This is a genomic window from Devosia lucknowensis (genome assembly GCF_900177655.1).
GTDB lineage: Bacteria > Pseudomonadota > Alphaproteobacteria > Rhizobiales > Devosiaceae > Devosia > Devosia lucknowensis.
Genome location: NZ_FXWK01000002.1, coordinates 793,514 through 809,188 on the forward strand (window position 1 = coordinate 793,514; position 15,675 = coordinate 809,188).

The window sequence follows — 15,675 nt, forward strand, 5'->3', positions numbered from 1 at the left end:
GGGGTGGGGCTCAAGCAGGCTGCCTCAACACCTACGGTGTCGCTCCGGCAAAAGCCGGTGTCTATTGTTTGTCATGGATCCCGGCCTTCGCCGGGATAACCGCGGCAGATGGGATAGTGTTGCGACCATGAAGGGTCGCTTCCTACTCCGCTGCCGCTTCGGCGTATTGTGCCCAGATGGCGCTTTCGCCCATCTTGCCCACGAAAGCGGCGTGCGCTTCGGCCTCCTGAGCACTGATGCGGCTGGGCAAGGCGACGGGACGCGGGGCCACGGCGATCCGCACCTGTGCAGCGCCGGTGCCTGAACTTGCAACCTCGGCCACCAGGGCCAGACTGACCTGCTTGCCCCCGATCAGCTCGAGATAGACTTCGGCCAGGATCTCGCTGTCGAGCAGGGCGCCGTGAAGCGTGCGGCGGGAATTGTCGATGCCGTAGTGCTTGCAGAGCGCATCGAGGCTGACACGGGCGCCCGGATGCTTCTGGCGCGCCACCATGACCGTATCGATCACCGGATTGGTGAGGGTCTTGTGGCCACTGATCTCGAGCTGATGATTGAGAAAGCCCATGTCGAAGGGGGCGTTGTGAATGACCAGCGTTGCGTCGCCGATAAAGGCGAGAAAGTCATCCACCACATCCTTAAAGAGTGCCTTGTCGGCGAGGAATTCCTCGCTCAGCCCGTGGACCCTGAATGCTTCCTCGGGCATGGAGCGCTGGGGATTGATATAGACGTGGAAATGCTTGCCGGTTGGGATGTGATTGATCAACTCGACGCAGCCGATCTCCACCAGACGATCTCCGCCGGTCGGCGAAAGACCCGTGGTTTCGGTATCGAGCACGATTTCCCTGATCATTCGCCCTGCCGTTCGATGTCCGCCACGAGGTCGGCAACCTCGGCCTGGATGATATCGGGCGATTGCGCCGTATCGAAGGTCCAGGTTGCCCGTGCCTTCTTTTCGGCCTGTGGCATCTGCCGGGCAAGAAGGCTCTCCAGCTTTTCCACGGTCATGCCCGGCCGGTCGAGTACCCGTCGGCGCTGGATCGCGTCGTCCACATGGGTGACGGCCACCGCGTCGAAACCGTAATCGTAGCCGCTTTCGTAAAGGAGCGGCACTTCGACGGCGGCAGCGACATGACCATCGCGTTCCGCGGTATCCAGGAATTGCGCAATCCTGGCGCGCACCAGGGGATGAACCACGGCTTCGAGGCGCTTGAAGCCCGCTGGATCGGCGGCGAGGCGGCTCGAGAGCGCCTGCCGATCGATGACGCCATTGCTGGAAACGCCGGGAAACAGTGCTTCCACCGGCGCAACGGCGTCGCCGGCATACAGTTCGGCGACCGCGGCATCGGCCGAAAAGACAGGCACGCCGGCTGCGGCGAATGCCGCGAGCAGGGTGGATTTGCCCGTCGCGATGGACCCCGTGATGCCGATCCGCTTCATTCTCAATGGTCCAGGGTCGCTTCGACCAGGCTGCGCAGCTCGGGTGTCACTTTGGGCGTCACACCGAACCAGGCAGCAAATCCCGGCACCGCCTGATGCAACAGCATTCCGAGACCATCGACCGTGCGCAGGCCATGTGCATTGGCTTCGGCGAGAAGTGGGGTTTCGAGCGGCGTGTAGACAATATCGGTGACGAGGGTAGACGGCGGCAGGAGGCCCAAGTCGAGCCAATCGAATTTCGAGCCATGCATGCCGATGGAACTGGTGTTGACGACGAGGCCGATATCGGGCGCCAGTTCGTCGAAAGCCTCGAATCCGTGGGCTTCGAAGGGCCCGTCGATTTCCTCGATCAGCGCCTGCGCATTGGCGAGGGTCCGGTTGAGGACATGGACCTGGCCGCCATTGCGCCGGCGCAGGGCGACCAGGACGGCACGGGCCGCGCCTCCAGCGCCGATGATGAGGGCATCCTTGGGTCCATCCGACCAGGTTGGCGCATTGGCATCGAGATTGCCCAGGAACCCGAGATAGTCGGTATTGGTGCCATGGACCTTGCCTGACCGGACCACGAGCGTGTTCACCGCCCCGATCATCCGCGCCAGGTCATCGACGCTGTCGCAGAGGGCAAAGACCGTTTCCTTGTGGGGAATGGTGACGTTGCCACCGGCAAATTCGCCGGAGCGCAAGCGGTCGAAAAAGGCGGGCAAATCGTCGGGGGCCACATCGATGGCTTCATAGGTGCCGTCGATGCCGTGCTCCCGGAGCCATGAACCATGAATCAGGGGCGAACGGGAATGGGCGATCGGATGACCGATAACGAAGGCCTTGGTGGTCAATGCACGATCCTCAGGACTGCAGCAGCTCAGGCGCGATATTGCGCAAAGCGGCCAGGAGGGGAAGCAGGGGAAGCCCGAGAATGGTGAAATAGTCGCCAGTGACGGTTTCGAACAGGCGGATGGACGGCCCTTCGAGACGATAGCCGCCAACCGAAGACAGAATGGCTTCGCCTTCGAGGCGGAGAACGAGGTCCCGCTCGTCGGGTGCAAAGTCCCGCATGGTGAGTTCGGCCGTCTGCACATCGGACCAGAGCAGGGCGCCATCGCGGACCAGCGTGACCGCGGCATGCAGGCGGTGGGTCTTGCCGCGCAGGTGATCGAGTTGATCGGCAGCGTCTCCGAGAGATGATGGCTTGTGTAAAAGTTCAGGCCCCAGCGCCAGCGTCTGGTCCGCGCCGATCACGATGGCGCCGGGATGGAGCGCGGAAACCGCTTCGGCCTTGCGCCGCGCCAATAGCAGCGCCACGTCCCGGCCGTCGCCTCCGGCATTGAAAGTTTCGCTTTCGATGCCACGTTCGTCGATGGTCGCTGGATGGGTGGTGAACGCCAAACCAGCCTTGTCCAGCAAGGCTTTACGGGTCGCACTGGCGGAAGCGAGGATCAGCATGGAGCCAAGTTTTCCACACTGTCATCCCCAGCTCAAGGGCACGCTGTGGTTTGGTCGTGCAAGTTTTGGCTGAAGCGAAACTTGTTCGACTTGGGTCCCGAATTGTTAACAAGACGTTTACGGACCCTGGCGACGGGCCCGGTGGAAAGCTCTGGGGAAAGCCGCAAATGAGCGGAAAAGGTTTTGAGTCCGATCGTCCACAGCGTGAATCGAATCGTTGACTCCGGAGTCGTCGGATTAACCTCTCGTTAACATCTGTGGCGACGTTAAGGTTCCGGTAAGGATTGGACGATGTTCACACGGCGTTAACCATAGGCTGCGCGCAAGTGTCACCGAGGCTGCCGATTGTGGGTGGCGGTGAATTCCAGCTAAACACCGCAATAAAGATAAAGAAGCGAAGCAAGACAGACTCTTTTTAGGGTTTGGAAGGAATGACGCGATGCATTCAGCGGTACACAAACCAATGCTGGCTACCGTCCTCGGACAGCGCCAGGCGACACCCCCCATGTGGATCATGCGCCAGGCAGGACGCTATCTGCCCGAGTATCGGCAGACGCGGACCCAGGCCAAGGATTTCCTGGAGCTCTGCTACACGCCGGAACTGGCGGTGGAGGTGACAATGCAGCCCTTGCGCCGCTTCGATCTCGACGCCGCGATCCTCTTTTCCGACATTCTCGTGGTGCCCGATGCCCTGGGGCAGACCGTTCGCTTCCAGGTGGGGGAAGGGCCGGTGCTGGAGGCTTTGGACGAGAAGGGTATCGATGCGCTCGAACCGTCGCGGGCCATGGGCCACCTGGCGCCCGTTCTGGATACCGTTCGGCGGCTGCGAGCGGCCCTGCCTCCGGAAAAGACCCTGATCGGGTTCTGTGGGGCGCCCTGGACCGTCGCGACCTATATGCTGGGAGGCCGCGGCTCACCCGACCAGTGGGTGGCGCGCAAGTTTGCGCTCGAGCATCCGGCGGCGTTCGACAAGCTGATGGACATCCTTGTCACAACCTCGATCGATTACCTTGCCGCGCAACTGGAGGCGGGCGCCGACGTGGTGCAGCTGTTTGAAAGCTGGGCCCTTAATCTCGACGACACGAGCTTTGCCCGCAACGTCATGGAGCCCAATCGGCGGATCGTCGAGGGATTGCGGCAGCGCATTCCCAACGCGCCGATCATCGGCTTTCCGCGCGGTGCTGCCGGCAATCTGCGGCGCTATGCGGAGTCCACGGGGGTCAACGTGCTCGGCGTGGATTTTGCGACGCCGCTCGAGTTCGTGCGGTCCAGCCTGCCTCCCGATATCGCGGTACAGGGCAATCTTGATCCGCTGCGCCTGGTGGTCGGTGGGGAAGCGATGGAAAGCCAGGCGCGCGCCATTCTTTCGGCGTTCTCCGATCGTCCGCACATTTTCAACCTTGGCCATGGCATCGTTCCGGAAACGCCGATCGCCCATGTCGAGCGACTGGTTGATCTGGTCAAATCCTGGGAGGCACGCGCATGATCGAGTGGTTCAAGGCCCTGCATGTCATTTCGGTGATCGCGTGGATGGCCGGCATGCTCTACCTGCCGCGGCTGTTCGTGTATCACGCGGTGGCGGAAGTGGGTTCGGTGCAGTCGGAAACCTTCAAGGTTATGGAGCGGCGCCTGTTCCGCGCCATCACGACGCCGGCCATGATAGCGACCTGGGTTTTTGGCCTCGCCATGGTGGGCCACGGCATCGTCGACTGGGGATCGGTCTGGCCCTGGGTCAAGGCGGCGTTCGTGATCGCGCTTTCGGGCGTTCATGGGCTCTACGCGCGGCACCTCAAGGATTTTGCGCGCGACGCCAACCGCAAGTCGCAGAAATATTTCCGCATGCTCAACGAAGTGCCGACGGTGTTGATGATCGTCATCGTGATCATGGTGATCGTGAAGCCGTTCTGAGCGGTCGCAGCCGCGGCGGTTTCACGTGAATCGCTTGGGGCGACGGCGGCACGGCTTGAATAAACGGGCGGATCAGGCTACATGGAGGCAAGGCATCCCCTAATTGCGCGACCGCCCGGTTGCTGCGCGGGTGTCGAACTTCCCCTTCCTTTGTGACTATCCAGTCTTACCGATATCCCTCCAGGGTCGTTTCGCTACATGCAGAATATCAAGCTCAGTGAGCTCAAGGCCAAATCCCCGGCTGAACTCTTGGCCTTTGCCGAGGAACTCGAGGTCGAAAACGCTTCGACCATGCGCAAGCAGGAGTTGATGTTCGCCATTCTCAAGGAATTGGCTGCCCAGGACATCAACATTGTCGGCGAAGGCGTGGTCGAGGTGCTCCCCGACGGGTTCGGCTTCCTGCGTTCTCCTGATGCGAATTATCTTCCGGGCCCTGATGACATCTATGTCAGCCCCAGCCAAATCCGCCGCTTCGGGCTGCGGACCGGCGACACGGTCGAGGGCGAAATCCGCTCTCCCAAGGAAGGCGAGCGCTATTTCGCGCTGCTCAAGGTTTCGACGATCAATTTCGAAGATCCAGAAGCCGTCCGCCACAAGGTCAACTTCGACAATCTGACCCCGCTCTATCCCGAAGAGCGCCTGCGCATGGAACTGCCCGATCCAACGCTGAAGGATCGCTCGGCCCGTCTGCTCGATCTCGTCGCGCCTCTGGGCAAGGGCCAGCGTGCTCTGATCGTTGCGCCTCCGCGCACTGGTAAGACCGTATTGTTGCAAAATATTGCACAATCGATCGCCACCAATCATCCCGAATGCTATCTCATCGTGCTGCTGATCGACGAGCGGCCGGAAGAAGTGACGGACATGCAGCGCTCGGTGCGCGGCGAGGTGATCTCCTCCACATTCGACGAACCGGCATCGCGCCACGTCCAGGTCGCGGAAATGGTGATCGAAAAGGCCAAGCGCCTCGTCGAGCACAAGCGTGACGTGGTGATCCTTCTCGACTCCATTACCCGTCTCGGCCGCGCCTACAACACCGTCGTTCCAAGTTCGGGTAAGGTGCTGACCGGTGGCGTCGACGCCAATGCGCTGCAGCGTCCAAAGCGTTTCTTTGGCGCGGCCCGCAATATCGAGGACGGCGGTTCGCTCACCATCATTTCCACCGCGCTGATCGATACTGGATCGCGCATGGACGAAGTGATCTTCGAAGAATTCAAGGGTACCGGCAACTCGGAAATCGTGCTCGACCGCAAGGTGGCCGACAAGCGCGTCTTCCCGGCGATCGACATCAACAAGTCCGGCACCCGCAAGGAAGAACTGCTGGTCGAGCCAGATATCCTGCGCAAGATGTACGTCCTGCGGCGCATCCTCAACCCGATGGGCACCATCGATGCGATGGAGTTCCTCACCGACAAGGTGCGTCAAACCAAGACCAATTCGGATTTCTTCGATTCGATGAACACCTGATCCGCAGAGATCGACGCTTTTGGAGAGCGACATGCCCCAAGCGTGTCGCTCTTTTGCTTTTGGACCCCACGAGCATGACATCAGCCGATACAATCGTCGCGCTTTCGTCCGGGGCACCGCCTTCAGGTGTCGCCGTCATCCGCCTTTCCGGGCGCGATACAGCCCGCCTGGTGCGCGCAGTCAGCGGTGAATTGCCTGAGCCACGCAAGCTGGTGCTGCGACCGATCGGGCAAGACAGCCTCCTCGATCGCGGGCTTGTGGTGTGGTTTCCCGGGCCCTACAGCTTTACGGGAGAAGATTGCGCCGAGTTGCAGGTGCATGGATCGCCGGCAGGGGTGCGGGCCATCCTGAACCTCCTCATCGCGAATGGGGCCAGGCTTGCCGAAGCTGGCGAATTTACGCGCCGCGCCTTCGAAAACGGCAAGCTGGACCTCATCGAAATCGAAGGCCTGGGCGACCTTCTTGAAGCGGAGACCGAAAACCAGCGTCGCCAGGCCCTGGCACGATTCGAGGGCGGGCTCAGCCAGCGCATTGACGCGTGGCGCGATACCCTGCTCGATCTCAGGGCGGAGATCGAAGCCAGACTCGACTTCTCCGACGAAGGCGATGTCGACGAAGCCCTGCCTGAAGAATTCGGCGCGCAGATTCTGGCACTCTACAAAGATATCGACACGGCGCTGGCCGGCTATGCGCAGGGACTGATCATCCGCGAGGGAATAAGGGTCGCCCTTGCAGGGGCACCGAATGCCGGAAAATCAAGCCTGTTGAACGCGCTGGCCAAGTCCGACATCGCAATCGTTACCGACGAAGCGGGCACGACGCGGGATGTTCGGCAGGTGCCATTGAACATTGATGGGCAGCTTTACATTCTCCTCGATCTTGCCGGTCTCCGCGACACCGACAGCAAGGCGGAAGCCGAGGGAGTCCGCCGCGCGCGCATGGCGATTGCCGATGCCGATATCGTCCTCTGGCTGACCGCGCCGGATATAGAGGATGATCTCGACAGACCGGACAATGCAATTGTCGTGGGCACCAAATTTGATCTCCGCGCGGTGGCTGATGTTGATATCACCGTATCTGCGCTTACCGGTGATGGGATTGACGAGCTCGTGCGCCGTATCACAGCCATCGGAGAGACGCTGACACAGGGCGAGCCGAGTTTGCTCAGCCATGAGCGCGATCGGGTCGCTCTGATGGAAGCGCTTGCAGCGCTGCAGCGCTCGGCGGCACAGCTGTCATCCCCGGAACTTGCTGCCGAAAACCTGCGAATTGCCTCCCAGTCACTTGAACGTTTGGTCGGGCGGCTGGACGCCGAGCGGGTTCTGGACCGGCTGTTCGCGAGCTTTTGCATCGGGAAATGAACCGACCCTCTCGGATTCACGTGAAACACCAGACCTGTAACAACCAAAATTGATTCACGTGAAACATCTGGATGGCTGACATCGACACATCCTTCAATTGATTCACGTGAAACATTGGCCTATGTCAGGCGCCTCGGAGAAATGCCATGACTGACTATGCCGTGATCGTCGTCGGCGGAGGCCATGCCGGCTCAGAGGCTGCTGCAGCCTCGGCACGAATTGGCGTCCCGACTGCCCTTGTCACACATCGATTTGCCACTATCGGCGAGATGAGCTGCAACCCCGCGATCGGCGGTTTGGGCAAGGGTCATCTCGTCCGAGAAATCGATGCGCTGGATGGCTTGATGGGTCGGGTGGCCGATCAGGCCGGCATCCAGTTCCGCGTGCTCAATCGCCGAAAAGGACCCGCGGTTCGCGGGCCCCGCGCTCAGGCGGACCGCAAGCTCTATCGGCAAGCCATGCAGGCGGCGATCCGGGCGCAGCCGAATCTCGATGTCATCGAAGGTGAGGTCGACGATATCGAAGTGACGGATGGCGTGGTGTCCGGGGTCGTGCTCCTGGACGGCCGCCGCATTGGCACCAAGGCTGTCGTGTTGACGACGGGTACGTTTCTGCGTGGCCTTATCCATCGGGGAGAAGAAACAGTTCCCGCAGGCAGGGTCGGCGAAAAGCCTGTTCTGGGTCTCTCAACGCGTCTCGAGGAGTTGGGCCTGCAACTTGGGCGTCTTAAAACGGGCACGCCGGCGCGGCTCGATGCAGCCACTATCGATTATGCCGTGCTCGAAGACCAGCCCGGCGACACACCTCCAGAGCCATTCTCGGCGCTTACGACGGCCATCATGACGCGCCAGGTGTCGTGTCACATCACCCGAACAACAGCCGAAACGCACCGGATCATCTCCGACAATCTTCATCGCTCGGCGATGTATTCGGGCCGTATCCAGAGCCGCGGGCCACGCTATTGTCCGTCGATCGAGGATAAGGTGGTTCGCTTCGCGGATCGGGACAGCCACCAGATCTTCCTCGAACCGGAAGGTCTTGACGATCATACGGTTTATCCCAACGGCCTTTCCACCTCGCTTCCTGAGGACGTACAGGAGGCGTTTCTGCGCTCCATGCCCGGGTTAGAGAATGTGCGGATCATTCGCCCCGGCTATGCAATCGAATATGACTATGTTGATCCGCGGGAGCTTCGCCCGACGCTGGAAGTGAAACGCCAACCTGGTCTCTACCTTGCCGGTCAGATCAATGGCACGACAGGATACGAAGAAGCCGGCGCACAGGGTCTCCTGGCGGGCGCTAATGCTGCACTGGCCTCGACCGGCACGGCTCCGCTCGTCCTGTCCCGCACGGAAAGTTATCTTGGGGTGATGGTCGATGATCTCGTCACCCGTGGGGTGAGCGAGCCCTATCGCATGTTTACGTCGCGCGCCGAATTCCGCCTGCACTTGCGTGCCGATAATGCAGACCAGCGTCTCACCGGACTGGGTTTGAGCAACGGCTTGGTCGGAACCCAGCGCGAAGAAATTTTTCGGCAGAAGTCCGATGCCTTGCGTAAAGGACGCAGCCTGCTTCACAGTCTTTCGGCCTCACCCAGCGAGGCCCGAAAGGCCGGTCTGGCCGTGAACGAAGACGGGAAGCGTCGCACGGCCTTCGATCTGCTGTCCTATCCCGATATCGCGGTAGACGATCTGACGCGGCTCTGGCCCGAACTGGGCAAACTGGACGAGATGATACGCGAGCAGGTGTCTATCGATGCTCAATACGCGGTCTATCTCGATCGGCAGAAGGCAGACATCGAAAGTGTCCGTCGCGATGAACAGCGCGCGATCCCTGACGACATCGACTACCATTCCATCCCGGGCCTCTCGATGGAGTTGCGTAACAAGCTTCATCTCAACCGTCCGCAAACAATCGCGCAGGCTCAGGCCATGGACGGTATGACCCCGGCAGCGATCACATTGCTGTTGGCTGTCATTCGCCGCGGTGAGCTGCGCAAGGCCGGATGATGGGCGACATTGCCGCTATCCAAGCCTATGCCGGGCACGTGACGCGACCCATCGAAGCGGTTGCGAATGACCTGGAATCATATGCCAAACTGCTCACAAAATGGCAGTCCGTACAGAATCTTGTTTCACGTGAAACACTGAGCCAGATCTGGACGCGCCATTTCGCCGATAGTTTGCAAGTCATGACACTGACAAAGCCGAGCGATCGGCTTTTCCTCGATTTTGGGAGCGGCGGGGGATTCCCGGCATTGCCAATGGCAATCGCCAGCAAGGGCAGTGATCGACGGTTTGTGCTGATTGAGCCAACTGCACGAAAGGTCAGTTTCCTGCGCACGGTGACGCGGGAACTGGGTCTCAATGTCACCGTCATCGGTGTGCGGAGTGACCAGACTGATTCACGTGAAACAGGGACGCCTGACGTCATAACTTCGCGGGCGCTCGCCGCGATGCCCCAATTGTGCACCTGGATGGCGCCGTTTTTCGGTCCGCAAACCCGCGCCCTGCTGCATAAAGGGCGGGAACATGTTGAAGAGCTCGCGGAATCGGGTGCGCACTGGCACCATGACGTGCTAATAACCAAGAGTGATACCGATCCGGGCGGCGTGATCGTCGAGGTTACAAATCTGCGCGGAAAATCAGTAAGTTAGCGGCAGACGGAGGCCAATTTGGCACCCCGGATTTTGACTTTGGCGAACCAGAAGGGCGGCGTGGGAAAGACAACCACGGCGATCAATCTGGCAACGGCTCTGGCAGCGATCGGCGAGCGCGTTCTGATTGTCGACCTTGACCCTCAGGGCAATGCGTCGACCGGCCTGGGCATTTCGCGTACCGATCGCGCCCTTTCGGCCTATGACGTGTTGGTCGGGGAGGCAAGCGTTCCAGAGGCCGCGATCATGACGACAGTGCCCAATGTCGCGATCGTACCGTCCACCATGGACCTCCTGGGCGTCGAACTCACCATTGCGGGTCAGGCCGATCGCGCGTTCAAGCTGCGCAATGCCTTCAAGCAGCTCGACGAGCTCCGCATCAATGATCAGGCCGTGAGCTACATCCTGATCGATTGCCCGCCTTCGCTGAACCTGCTGACCGTCAATTCTCTCGTGGCAGCGGATGCCGTGCTGGTGCCGCTGCAGTGCGAATTCTTTGCGCTCGAGGGGCTGAGCCAGCTGTTGCAGACCATCGAGCAGATTCGCTCGACGCTCAATCCGCGCCTCTCGATCCAGGGCGTGGTCATGACCATGTTCGACAAGCGGAACAATTTGTCCGAGCAGGTTCTGCATGACGTTCGCAGCGAAATGGGCGACCTGGTCTACGAGACGGTCATTCCCCGCAATGTGCGGCTGAGCGAGGCGCCGTCCTACGGCAAGCCTGCGCTGCTCTACGATCTCAAATGTGCGGGCAGCCAGGCCTATCTGCGCCTCGCGACCGAAGTCATTCGCCGTGAGCGGCGACTGGCTGCAGCCTAGGAGGCCTCAGATGACCGACAAACCCACACGCCTCGGCCGTGGCCTTGCAGCGCTGATCGGGGACATGGCCGCCATGGAAGGCGCCCGGGTGACCGAAATGGGATCGAGCGGCAAGAAGCTGCCGGTCGACTTCATTATCGCCAACCGCGCAAATCCGCGGCGCACTTTCGACGCGGATCAGCTCGAGGAGCTCACCAACTCGATCCGCGAAAAGGGCGTGATGTCGCCCCTGCTGGTGCGGCCTACCGATGATCCGAACGTGTTCGAGTTGATTGCTGGCGAGCGCCGCTGGCGGGCGGCGCAAAAGGCGGGCCTTCATGACGTGCCGGTCATCGTGCGCGAAGTCGATGACAAGGAAGCGCTTGAGCTTGCCATTATCGAGAACGTGCAGCGTGCCGACCTCAATCCGCTTGAAGAGGCGATGGGCTACGGCCAGCTGATCGAGCAGTTCGAGTATACGCAGCAGGATCTGGCGCAGGTTATTGGCAAGTCGCGGTCGCATGTTGCCAACACGTTGCGGCTGCTGCGGCTGCCTGAGGACGTCCGCGGCATGGTTGCGAGTGGGACGCTGACCGCCGGGCATGCCCGCACGCTGATCACCGTCGAGGATCCAGCCGGTTTGGCGCGCCAGATTGTCGACAAGGGGCTATCCGTCCGTGAAGCGGAGGCGCTCAGCCAGCAGCGCGACCTGCCGCGCAAGAAGCCAGTTGTAGATGCACAGCAGCGGGACGCCGATACCCTGGCGCTGGAGCGCAAGCTGGCCGACGCGCTCGGTCTCAGCGTGGCGCTCAACCATTCCGAGCGCGGCGGAAAGCTCGAAATCCGCTACAAAACATTGGAGCAGCTCGACGACATCTGTCTCAGGCTGACAGGTCGAACCAACTAAGCTGCTGATGGAATTGCTGTTCCACGTGAAACCCGCCGAAATGGCGGGTTTTTTGTCAATGCGTGGCGGCCATCAGGCACAGAGCCAAGGTGGTGCGACGCAAGACAGCCTCGGCCAATTGAGGGCGTCTGCGTGTGTCGGAAACGGCGCCCAAAAGCCTTTCAGTGGCCGATGCCAGAGCGGGCTCAGTCCACAGACGCAATTGCTGTTCCAGCGCGCCCATGCGCGAGAAATGCGGCTTGGGCTTGACGCCCTCGAGCACCGAACGCGGTGTTTTGCCGCCGTCGACTTCCACGCGCCAGCGCCGGATATTGGTGAAATGGGTATTGAGCATGGCAAGGAGCTGCTGCGGATTGACGTTGGCCGCCAGAGCGCGGTTTAGCGCCAGTTCGAGCTTTTCGGCATGGCCGCCACCGGTTGAGTCCAGGATCGCATCTATCGCCAGCGCACCATTATCAGCACAGAGCAGCAGGACGTCGTCGCGCGTCAGCGTCTTTGTGCGGGCCGCATAGAGCGTCAGTTTTTCAAGCTCTCTGCGGGTGATTTCCCGGTCGTTGCCGAGAATGTCCCGTAGCGTCGTTGCCACATCCGGATCGGCGCGAATGCCCGCCTGGTTGAAGGTTTCGCGCATCAGCGCGAGCAGCGTCTCGTCAGAGTCGGGATAGCAGGGCAGGGCGCGTCCCAGCTTCGCCGCTTCGACCAGAGCCCGCAGGGCGTCGCGCGGCGGCAGGTTGTCGGCCTCCAGCACGATCGCAGCGCCGCCCGGATCGTCCCGCAATTCCGTGAGCGGCATCACGAGGGTTTTGGTGGCATTGCGCACACGGATGATGCGTTTTCCGCCGAACAACGACACCGACCGGGCTTCAAGCACCAGCAGCGAAGGATCCGACTGCAGTTCCGGGCCATCGAATATGGTCACGTTAGCGGACGCAGGATCATCACCGCTGAGGAAGCGGATGAGACGTTGTGCGGTTTCGCGCACCAGCCCGCCATCAGGTCCGTAGGCAAGGAATAGGCCTTCGGTGAGATCGGGGCGCGCCAGATAGCGCGCCACCTCATGGGCCTTGAGTGCCGTCATCACACGACCAGATTGACGATGCGATCCTGCACCACCACGACCTTCTTGGGTGTCTTGCCCTCCAGTGCCTTCTGTACAACCTCGAGAGCGAGGACAAGCTTTTCGACCTCGGCTGCGGGCATGCCCTTGGGAACAGTGATTTCGCCGCGACGCTTGCCGTTGATCTGGATCGGCATCGTCACTTCGTCGTCGACCAGCAGGGTTGGATCGACGTCGGGCCAGGATGCGTCAGACACAAGGCCCTGTTTGCCCAGGACTTCCCAGCACGATTCCGCCAGGTGCGGCATCATCGGGTTGATCAGCTGGACAAGGCGCTCCACCCCCTCAAGAAGCGCGGCCGCAAGAGCGGTTCCGGGCTGGCCGTCGCGGGCTTTGGCCAAGGCATTGGTCAGCTCATAGATGCGGGCGACGGCGCGGTTGAAGCCCAGGCCCTCGATGTCCTGTGCTACGCCGGCGACAGTGCGATGCACAACCTTGCGCAAAGACTTCGCATCTGCATCGTCTGACGTAACAGTGCCTGAAGATTGTTTGGCGATTTCAACACTATCATTGACCAGCCGCCAGATGCGCTGCTGGAACCTGCTGGCGCCCTCGACGCCGGACTCCGTCCATTGCACATCACGCTCCGGCGGGGAGTCGGACAGCATGAACCAGCGAGCCGTGTCGGCGCCGTACGTGGCCACGATGTGGTCGGGATCCACGACGTTCTTCTTGGACTTGCTCATCTTTTCGACCGAGCCGATGGTGATCGGACTGCCGGTCTGAATGTGCTTTGCCGTCCGGATATCGGCATTGGTCTCGAAGAGGACTTCGGTCGGCGGCACCCACTCACCCTTCTCGCCCTTGTAGGTCTCGTGGGTCACCATGCCCTGGGTGAACATGCCCTTGAATGGCTCGTCGAGGCCGACATGGCCCGTTGCCTTCATGGCGCGGGTGAAAAAGCGCGAATAGAGCAGGTGCAGGATCGCGTGTTCGATGCCACCGATATACTGATCCACCGGCAACCAGCGATCGGCTACGGCCGGGATGGTAGGCGTATCGGCGTGGGGCGCCGTGAAGCGGGCGAAATACCAGGAACTGTCCACGAAGGTGTCCATGGTGTCGGTTTCCCGGCGCGCAGCACCACCGCACTGTTGGCAGTGGACGTGCTTCCACGTCGGGTGATGGTCGAGGGCGTTGCCGGGCTTATCAAAGCTCACGTCATCGGGCAGTTTCACCGGCAGGTCCTTTTTGGGCACGGGGATCGTGCCGCAGACCTCGCAATGGATCACCGGGATAGGGCAACCCCAATAGCGCTGGCGCGAAATGCCCCAGTCGCGCAGGCGATAATTGGTTTCGAGCGTACCCTGCGGCTTGCCGTCGACGGTGCGGGCACCGAAATGGGCAGCAATCGCTTTCTTGGCATCGTCAATGGAGAGGCCGTCGAGAAAGCCCGAATTGAAAATGTTACCAACGTCAACATAGGCCTCATCGCCGACCGCGAAGGTGGCGGGATCGGCGCCGGGCGGCAAGACGACGGGCTTGACCGAGAGACCATATTTGCGCGCCAGGTCGAGGTCTCGTTGATCGTGTGCCGGACAGCCGAAAATAGCGCCGGTGCCATAGTCCATCAGGATGAAATTGGCCACGTACACGGGCAGTGTTTCGCCCTCGATGACCGGATGTTTCACGCGAAGCCCGGTGTCAAAGCCCTGTTTTTCGGCCTTTTCCAGCGTTTCGGTGGCGGTGCCATGACGATGGCATTCGGCAACGAATTCGGCGAGGCCCGGATTGCTGGCCGCCAAGGCCGTGGTCAGAGGATGATCGGGCGACAGGCCGATAAAGGACGCTCCGAAAATAGTGTCCGGGCGTGTGGTGAACACCTCGATGCTCTTCGCATCGGTTTTGTCGCTGGCGACCAGTTCGAACAGCAGACGCAGGCCCTCGGACTTGCCGATCCAGTTGCGCTGCATGGTGCGCACCTTTTCCGGCCAGCCAGTGAGGCCATCCAGGGCCTCCAGCAGGTCCTCGGCAAAGTCCGAGATCTTGAAGAACCACTGGGTGAGCTCGCGCTGCTCGACTACGGCACCCGAGCGCCAGCCCTTGCCGTCGATCACCTGCTCATTGGCAAGCACGGTCATGTCCACCGGGTCCCAGTTGACCTTGGAGGATTTGCGCGTGACCAGGCCAGCGGCGAGCATGTCGATGAACATGGCCTGCTGGTGCTGATAGTATTCTGGCGAACAGGTCGCGATCTCGCGGGTCCAGTCGATGGAGAGGCCCATCGACTTGAGCTGGGCCTTCATGGCTTCGATATTTTGATAGGTCCAGGTGCCCGGATGGGTCTTGCGCTCGATGGCCGCGTTCTCGGCCGGCAGGCCGAAGGCGTCCCAGCCCATGGGGTGCAGGACGTTCTTCCCGCGAGCGCGCTGGTAGCGCGCCACGACGTCGCCCATGGCGTAGTTGCGCACATGGCCCATATGGATGCGGCCAGACGGATAGGGGAACATCTCGAGGACGTAGTAGGGATCGCGCGGATCGTCATTGGACGTGACAAAGCTCTGGCGCTCGTTCCAGACCTGCTGCCATTTCGGTTCGCTTTCGCGCGGATTGTAGCGTTCGCCGCTCACGTATCATCGTCCTTGCA

Annotated in this window: 14 protein-coding genes; 8 read left to right on the top strand and 6 right to left on the bottom strand. The window is 61.1% G+C overall.

Going from position 1 to position 15,675, the window contains the following annotated elements; translation table 11 throughout:
* Positions 1-142: 142 nt before the first annotated feature.
* Genes dnaQ through CCK88_RS16220 form a run of 4 tightly spaced genes read right to left on the bottom strand, consistent with a single transcriptional unit; the run spans position 143 to position 2,877 of the window.
* Positions 143-847, bottom strand: a complete 705-nt coding sequence (gene dnaQ, locus CCK88_RS16205; RefSeq protein WP_086472009.1) for a DNA polymerase III subunit epsilon — start codon at positions 845-847, stop codon at positions 143-145.
* The gene (gene coaE / locus CCK88_RS16210; RefSeq protein ID WP_086471608.1) at positions 847-1,437 is read right to left on the bottom strand and encodes a dephospho-CoA kinase; all 591 of its coding nucleotides are present in this window, start codon (positions 1,435-1,437) and stop codon (positions 847-849) included. The genes dnaQ and coaE overlap by 1 nt, the downstream gene beginning before the upstream one ends.
* A gap of 2 nt (positions 1,438-1,439) precedes the next feature.
* Entirely contained in the window at positions 1,440-2,270 is an 831-nt protein-coding gene (locus CCK88_RS16215) for a shikimate dehydrogenase (protein ID WP_086471609.1), read from the bottom strand.
* Positions 2,271-2,280: 10 nt separating this feature from the next.
* Positions 2,281-2,877, bottom strand: coding sequence for a Maf family protein (locus tag CCK88_RS16220; protein ID WP_086471610.1), 597 nt, complete (start codon positions 2,875-2,877; stop codon positions 2,281-2,283).
* 439 nt (positions 2,878-3,316) lie between these two features.
* On the opposite strand from CCK88_RS16220, the gene hemE reads away from it, so the two are divergent.
* From hemE to CCK88_RS16260, 8 genes are all read left to right on the top strand, one after another.
* Positions 3,317-4,363 (top strand): uroporphyrinogen decarboxylase, encoded by a 1,047-nt coding sequence (gene hemE / locus CCK88_RS16225; protein ID WP_086471611.1) that lies wholly within the window; start codon positions 3,317-3,319, stop codon positions 4,361-4,363.
* The gene (gene hemJ, locus CCK88_RS16230) at positions 4,360-4,785 is read left to right on the top strand and encodes a protoporphyrinogen oxidase HemJ (RefSeq protein WP_086471612.1); all 426 of its coding nucleotides are present in this window, start codon (positions 4,360-4,362) and stop codon (positions 4,783-4,785) included. Before hemE ends, hemJ begins: the two co-directional genes overlap by 4 nt.
* Positions 4,786-4,983: 198 nt before the next feature.
* The gene (gene rho, locus CCK88_RS16235; protein WP_086471613.1) at positions 4,984-6,249 is read left to right on the top strand and encodes a transcription termination factor Rho; all 1,266 of its coding nucleotides are present in this window, start codon (positions 4,984-4,986) and stop codon (positions 6,247-6,249) included.
* Between the two features lie 74 nt (positions 6,250-6,323).
* Complete coding sequence (gene mnmE, locus CCK88_RS16240) at positions 6,324-7,610, top strand: tRNA uridine-5-carboxymethylaminomethyl(34) synthesis GTPase MnmE (protein WP_086471614.1); 1,287 nt, start codon at positions 6,324-6,326, stop codon at positions 7,608-7,610.
* A 146-nt stretch (positions 7,611-7,756) separates the two neighbouring features.
* A complete protein-coding gene (mnmG, locus tag CCK88_RS16245) occupies positions 7,757-9,619 on the top strand; it encodes a tRNA uridine-5-carboxymethylaminomethyl(34) synthesis enzyme MnmG (RefSeq protein WP_086471615.1) in 1,863 nt (620 codons plus the stop codon).
* Complete coding sequence (gene rsmG, locus CCK88_RS16250; RefSeq protein WP_170926527.1) at positions 9,619-10,266, top strand: 16S rRNA (guanine(527)-N(7))-methyltransferase RsmG; 648 nt, start codon at positions 9,619-9,621, stop codon at positions 10,264-10,266. Before mnmG ends, rsmG begins: the two co-directional genes overlap by 1 nt.
* Positions 10,267-10,284: 18 nt before the next feature.
* Positions 10,285-11,085 carry a ParA family protein gene (locus CCK88_RS16255; protein ID WP_086471617.1) on the top strand — a complete coding sequence of 267 codons (801 nt, stop codon included), beginning with the start codon at positions 10,285-10,287 and terminating at the stop codon, positions 11,083-11,085.
* 10 nt (positions 11,086-11,095) lie between these two features.
* On the top strand, positions 11,096-11,971 hold the full coding sequence (locus CCK88_RS16260) for a ParB/RepB/Spo0J family partition protein (protein WP_086471618.1): 876 nt from the start codon (positions 11,096-11,098) through the stop codon (positions 11,969-11,971).
* Between the two features lie 55 nt (positions 11,972-12,026).
* On the opposite strand, the gene holA is transcribed toward CCK88_RS16260, so the two are convergent.
* Positions 12,027-13,049 (bottom strand): DNA polymerase III subunit delta, encoded by a 1,023-nt coding sequence (gene holA, locus CCK88_RS16265; protein WP_086471619.1) that lies wholly within the window; start codon positions 13,047-13,049, stop codon positions 12,027-12,029.
* Positions 13,049-15,658: a leucine--tRNA ligase gene (leuS, locus tag CCK88_RS16270; RefSeq protein WP_086471620.1), complete on the bottom strand. Its 2,610-nt coding sequence runs from the start codon at positions 15,656-15,658 to the stop codon at positions 13,049-13,051. Before leuS ends, holA begins: the two co-directional genes overlap by 1 nt.
* Between the last annotated feature and the right edge of the window lie 17 nt (positions 15,659-15,675).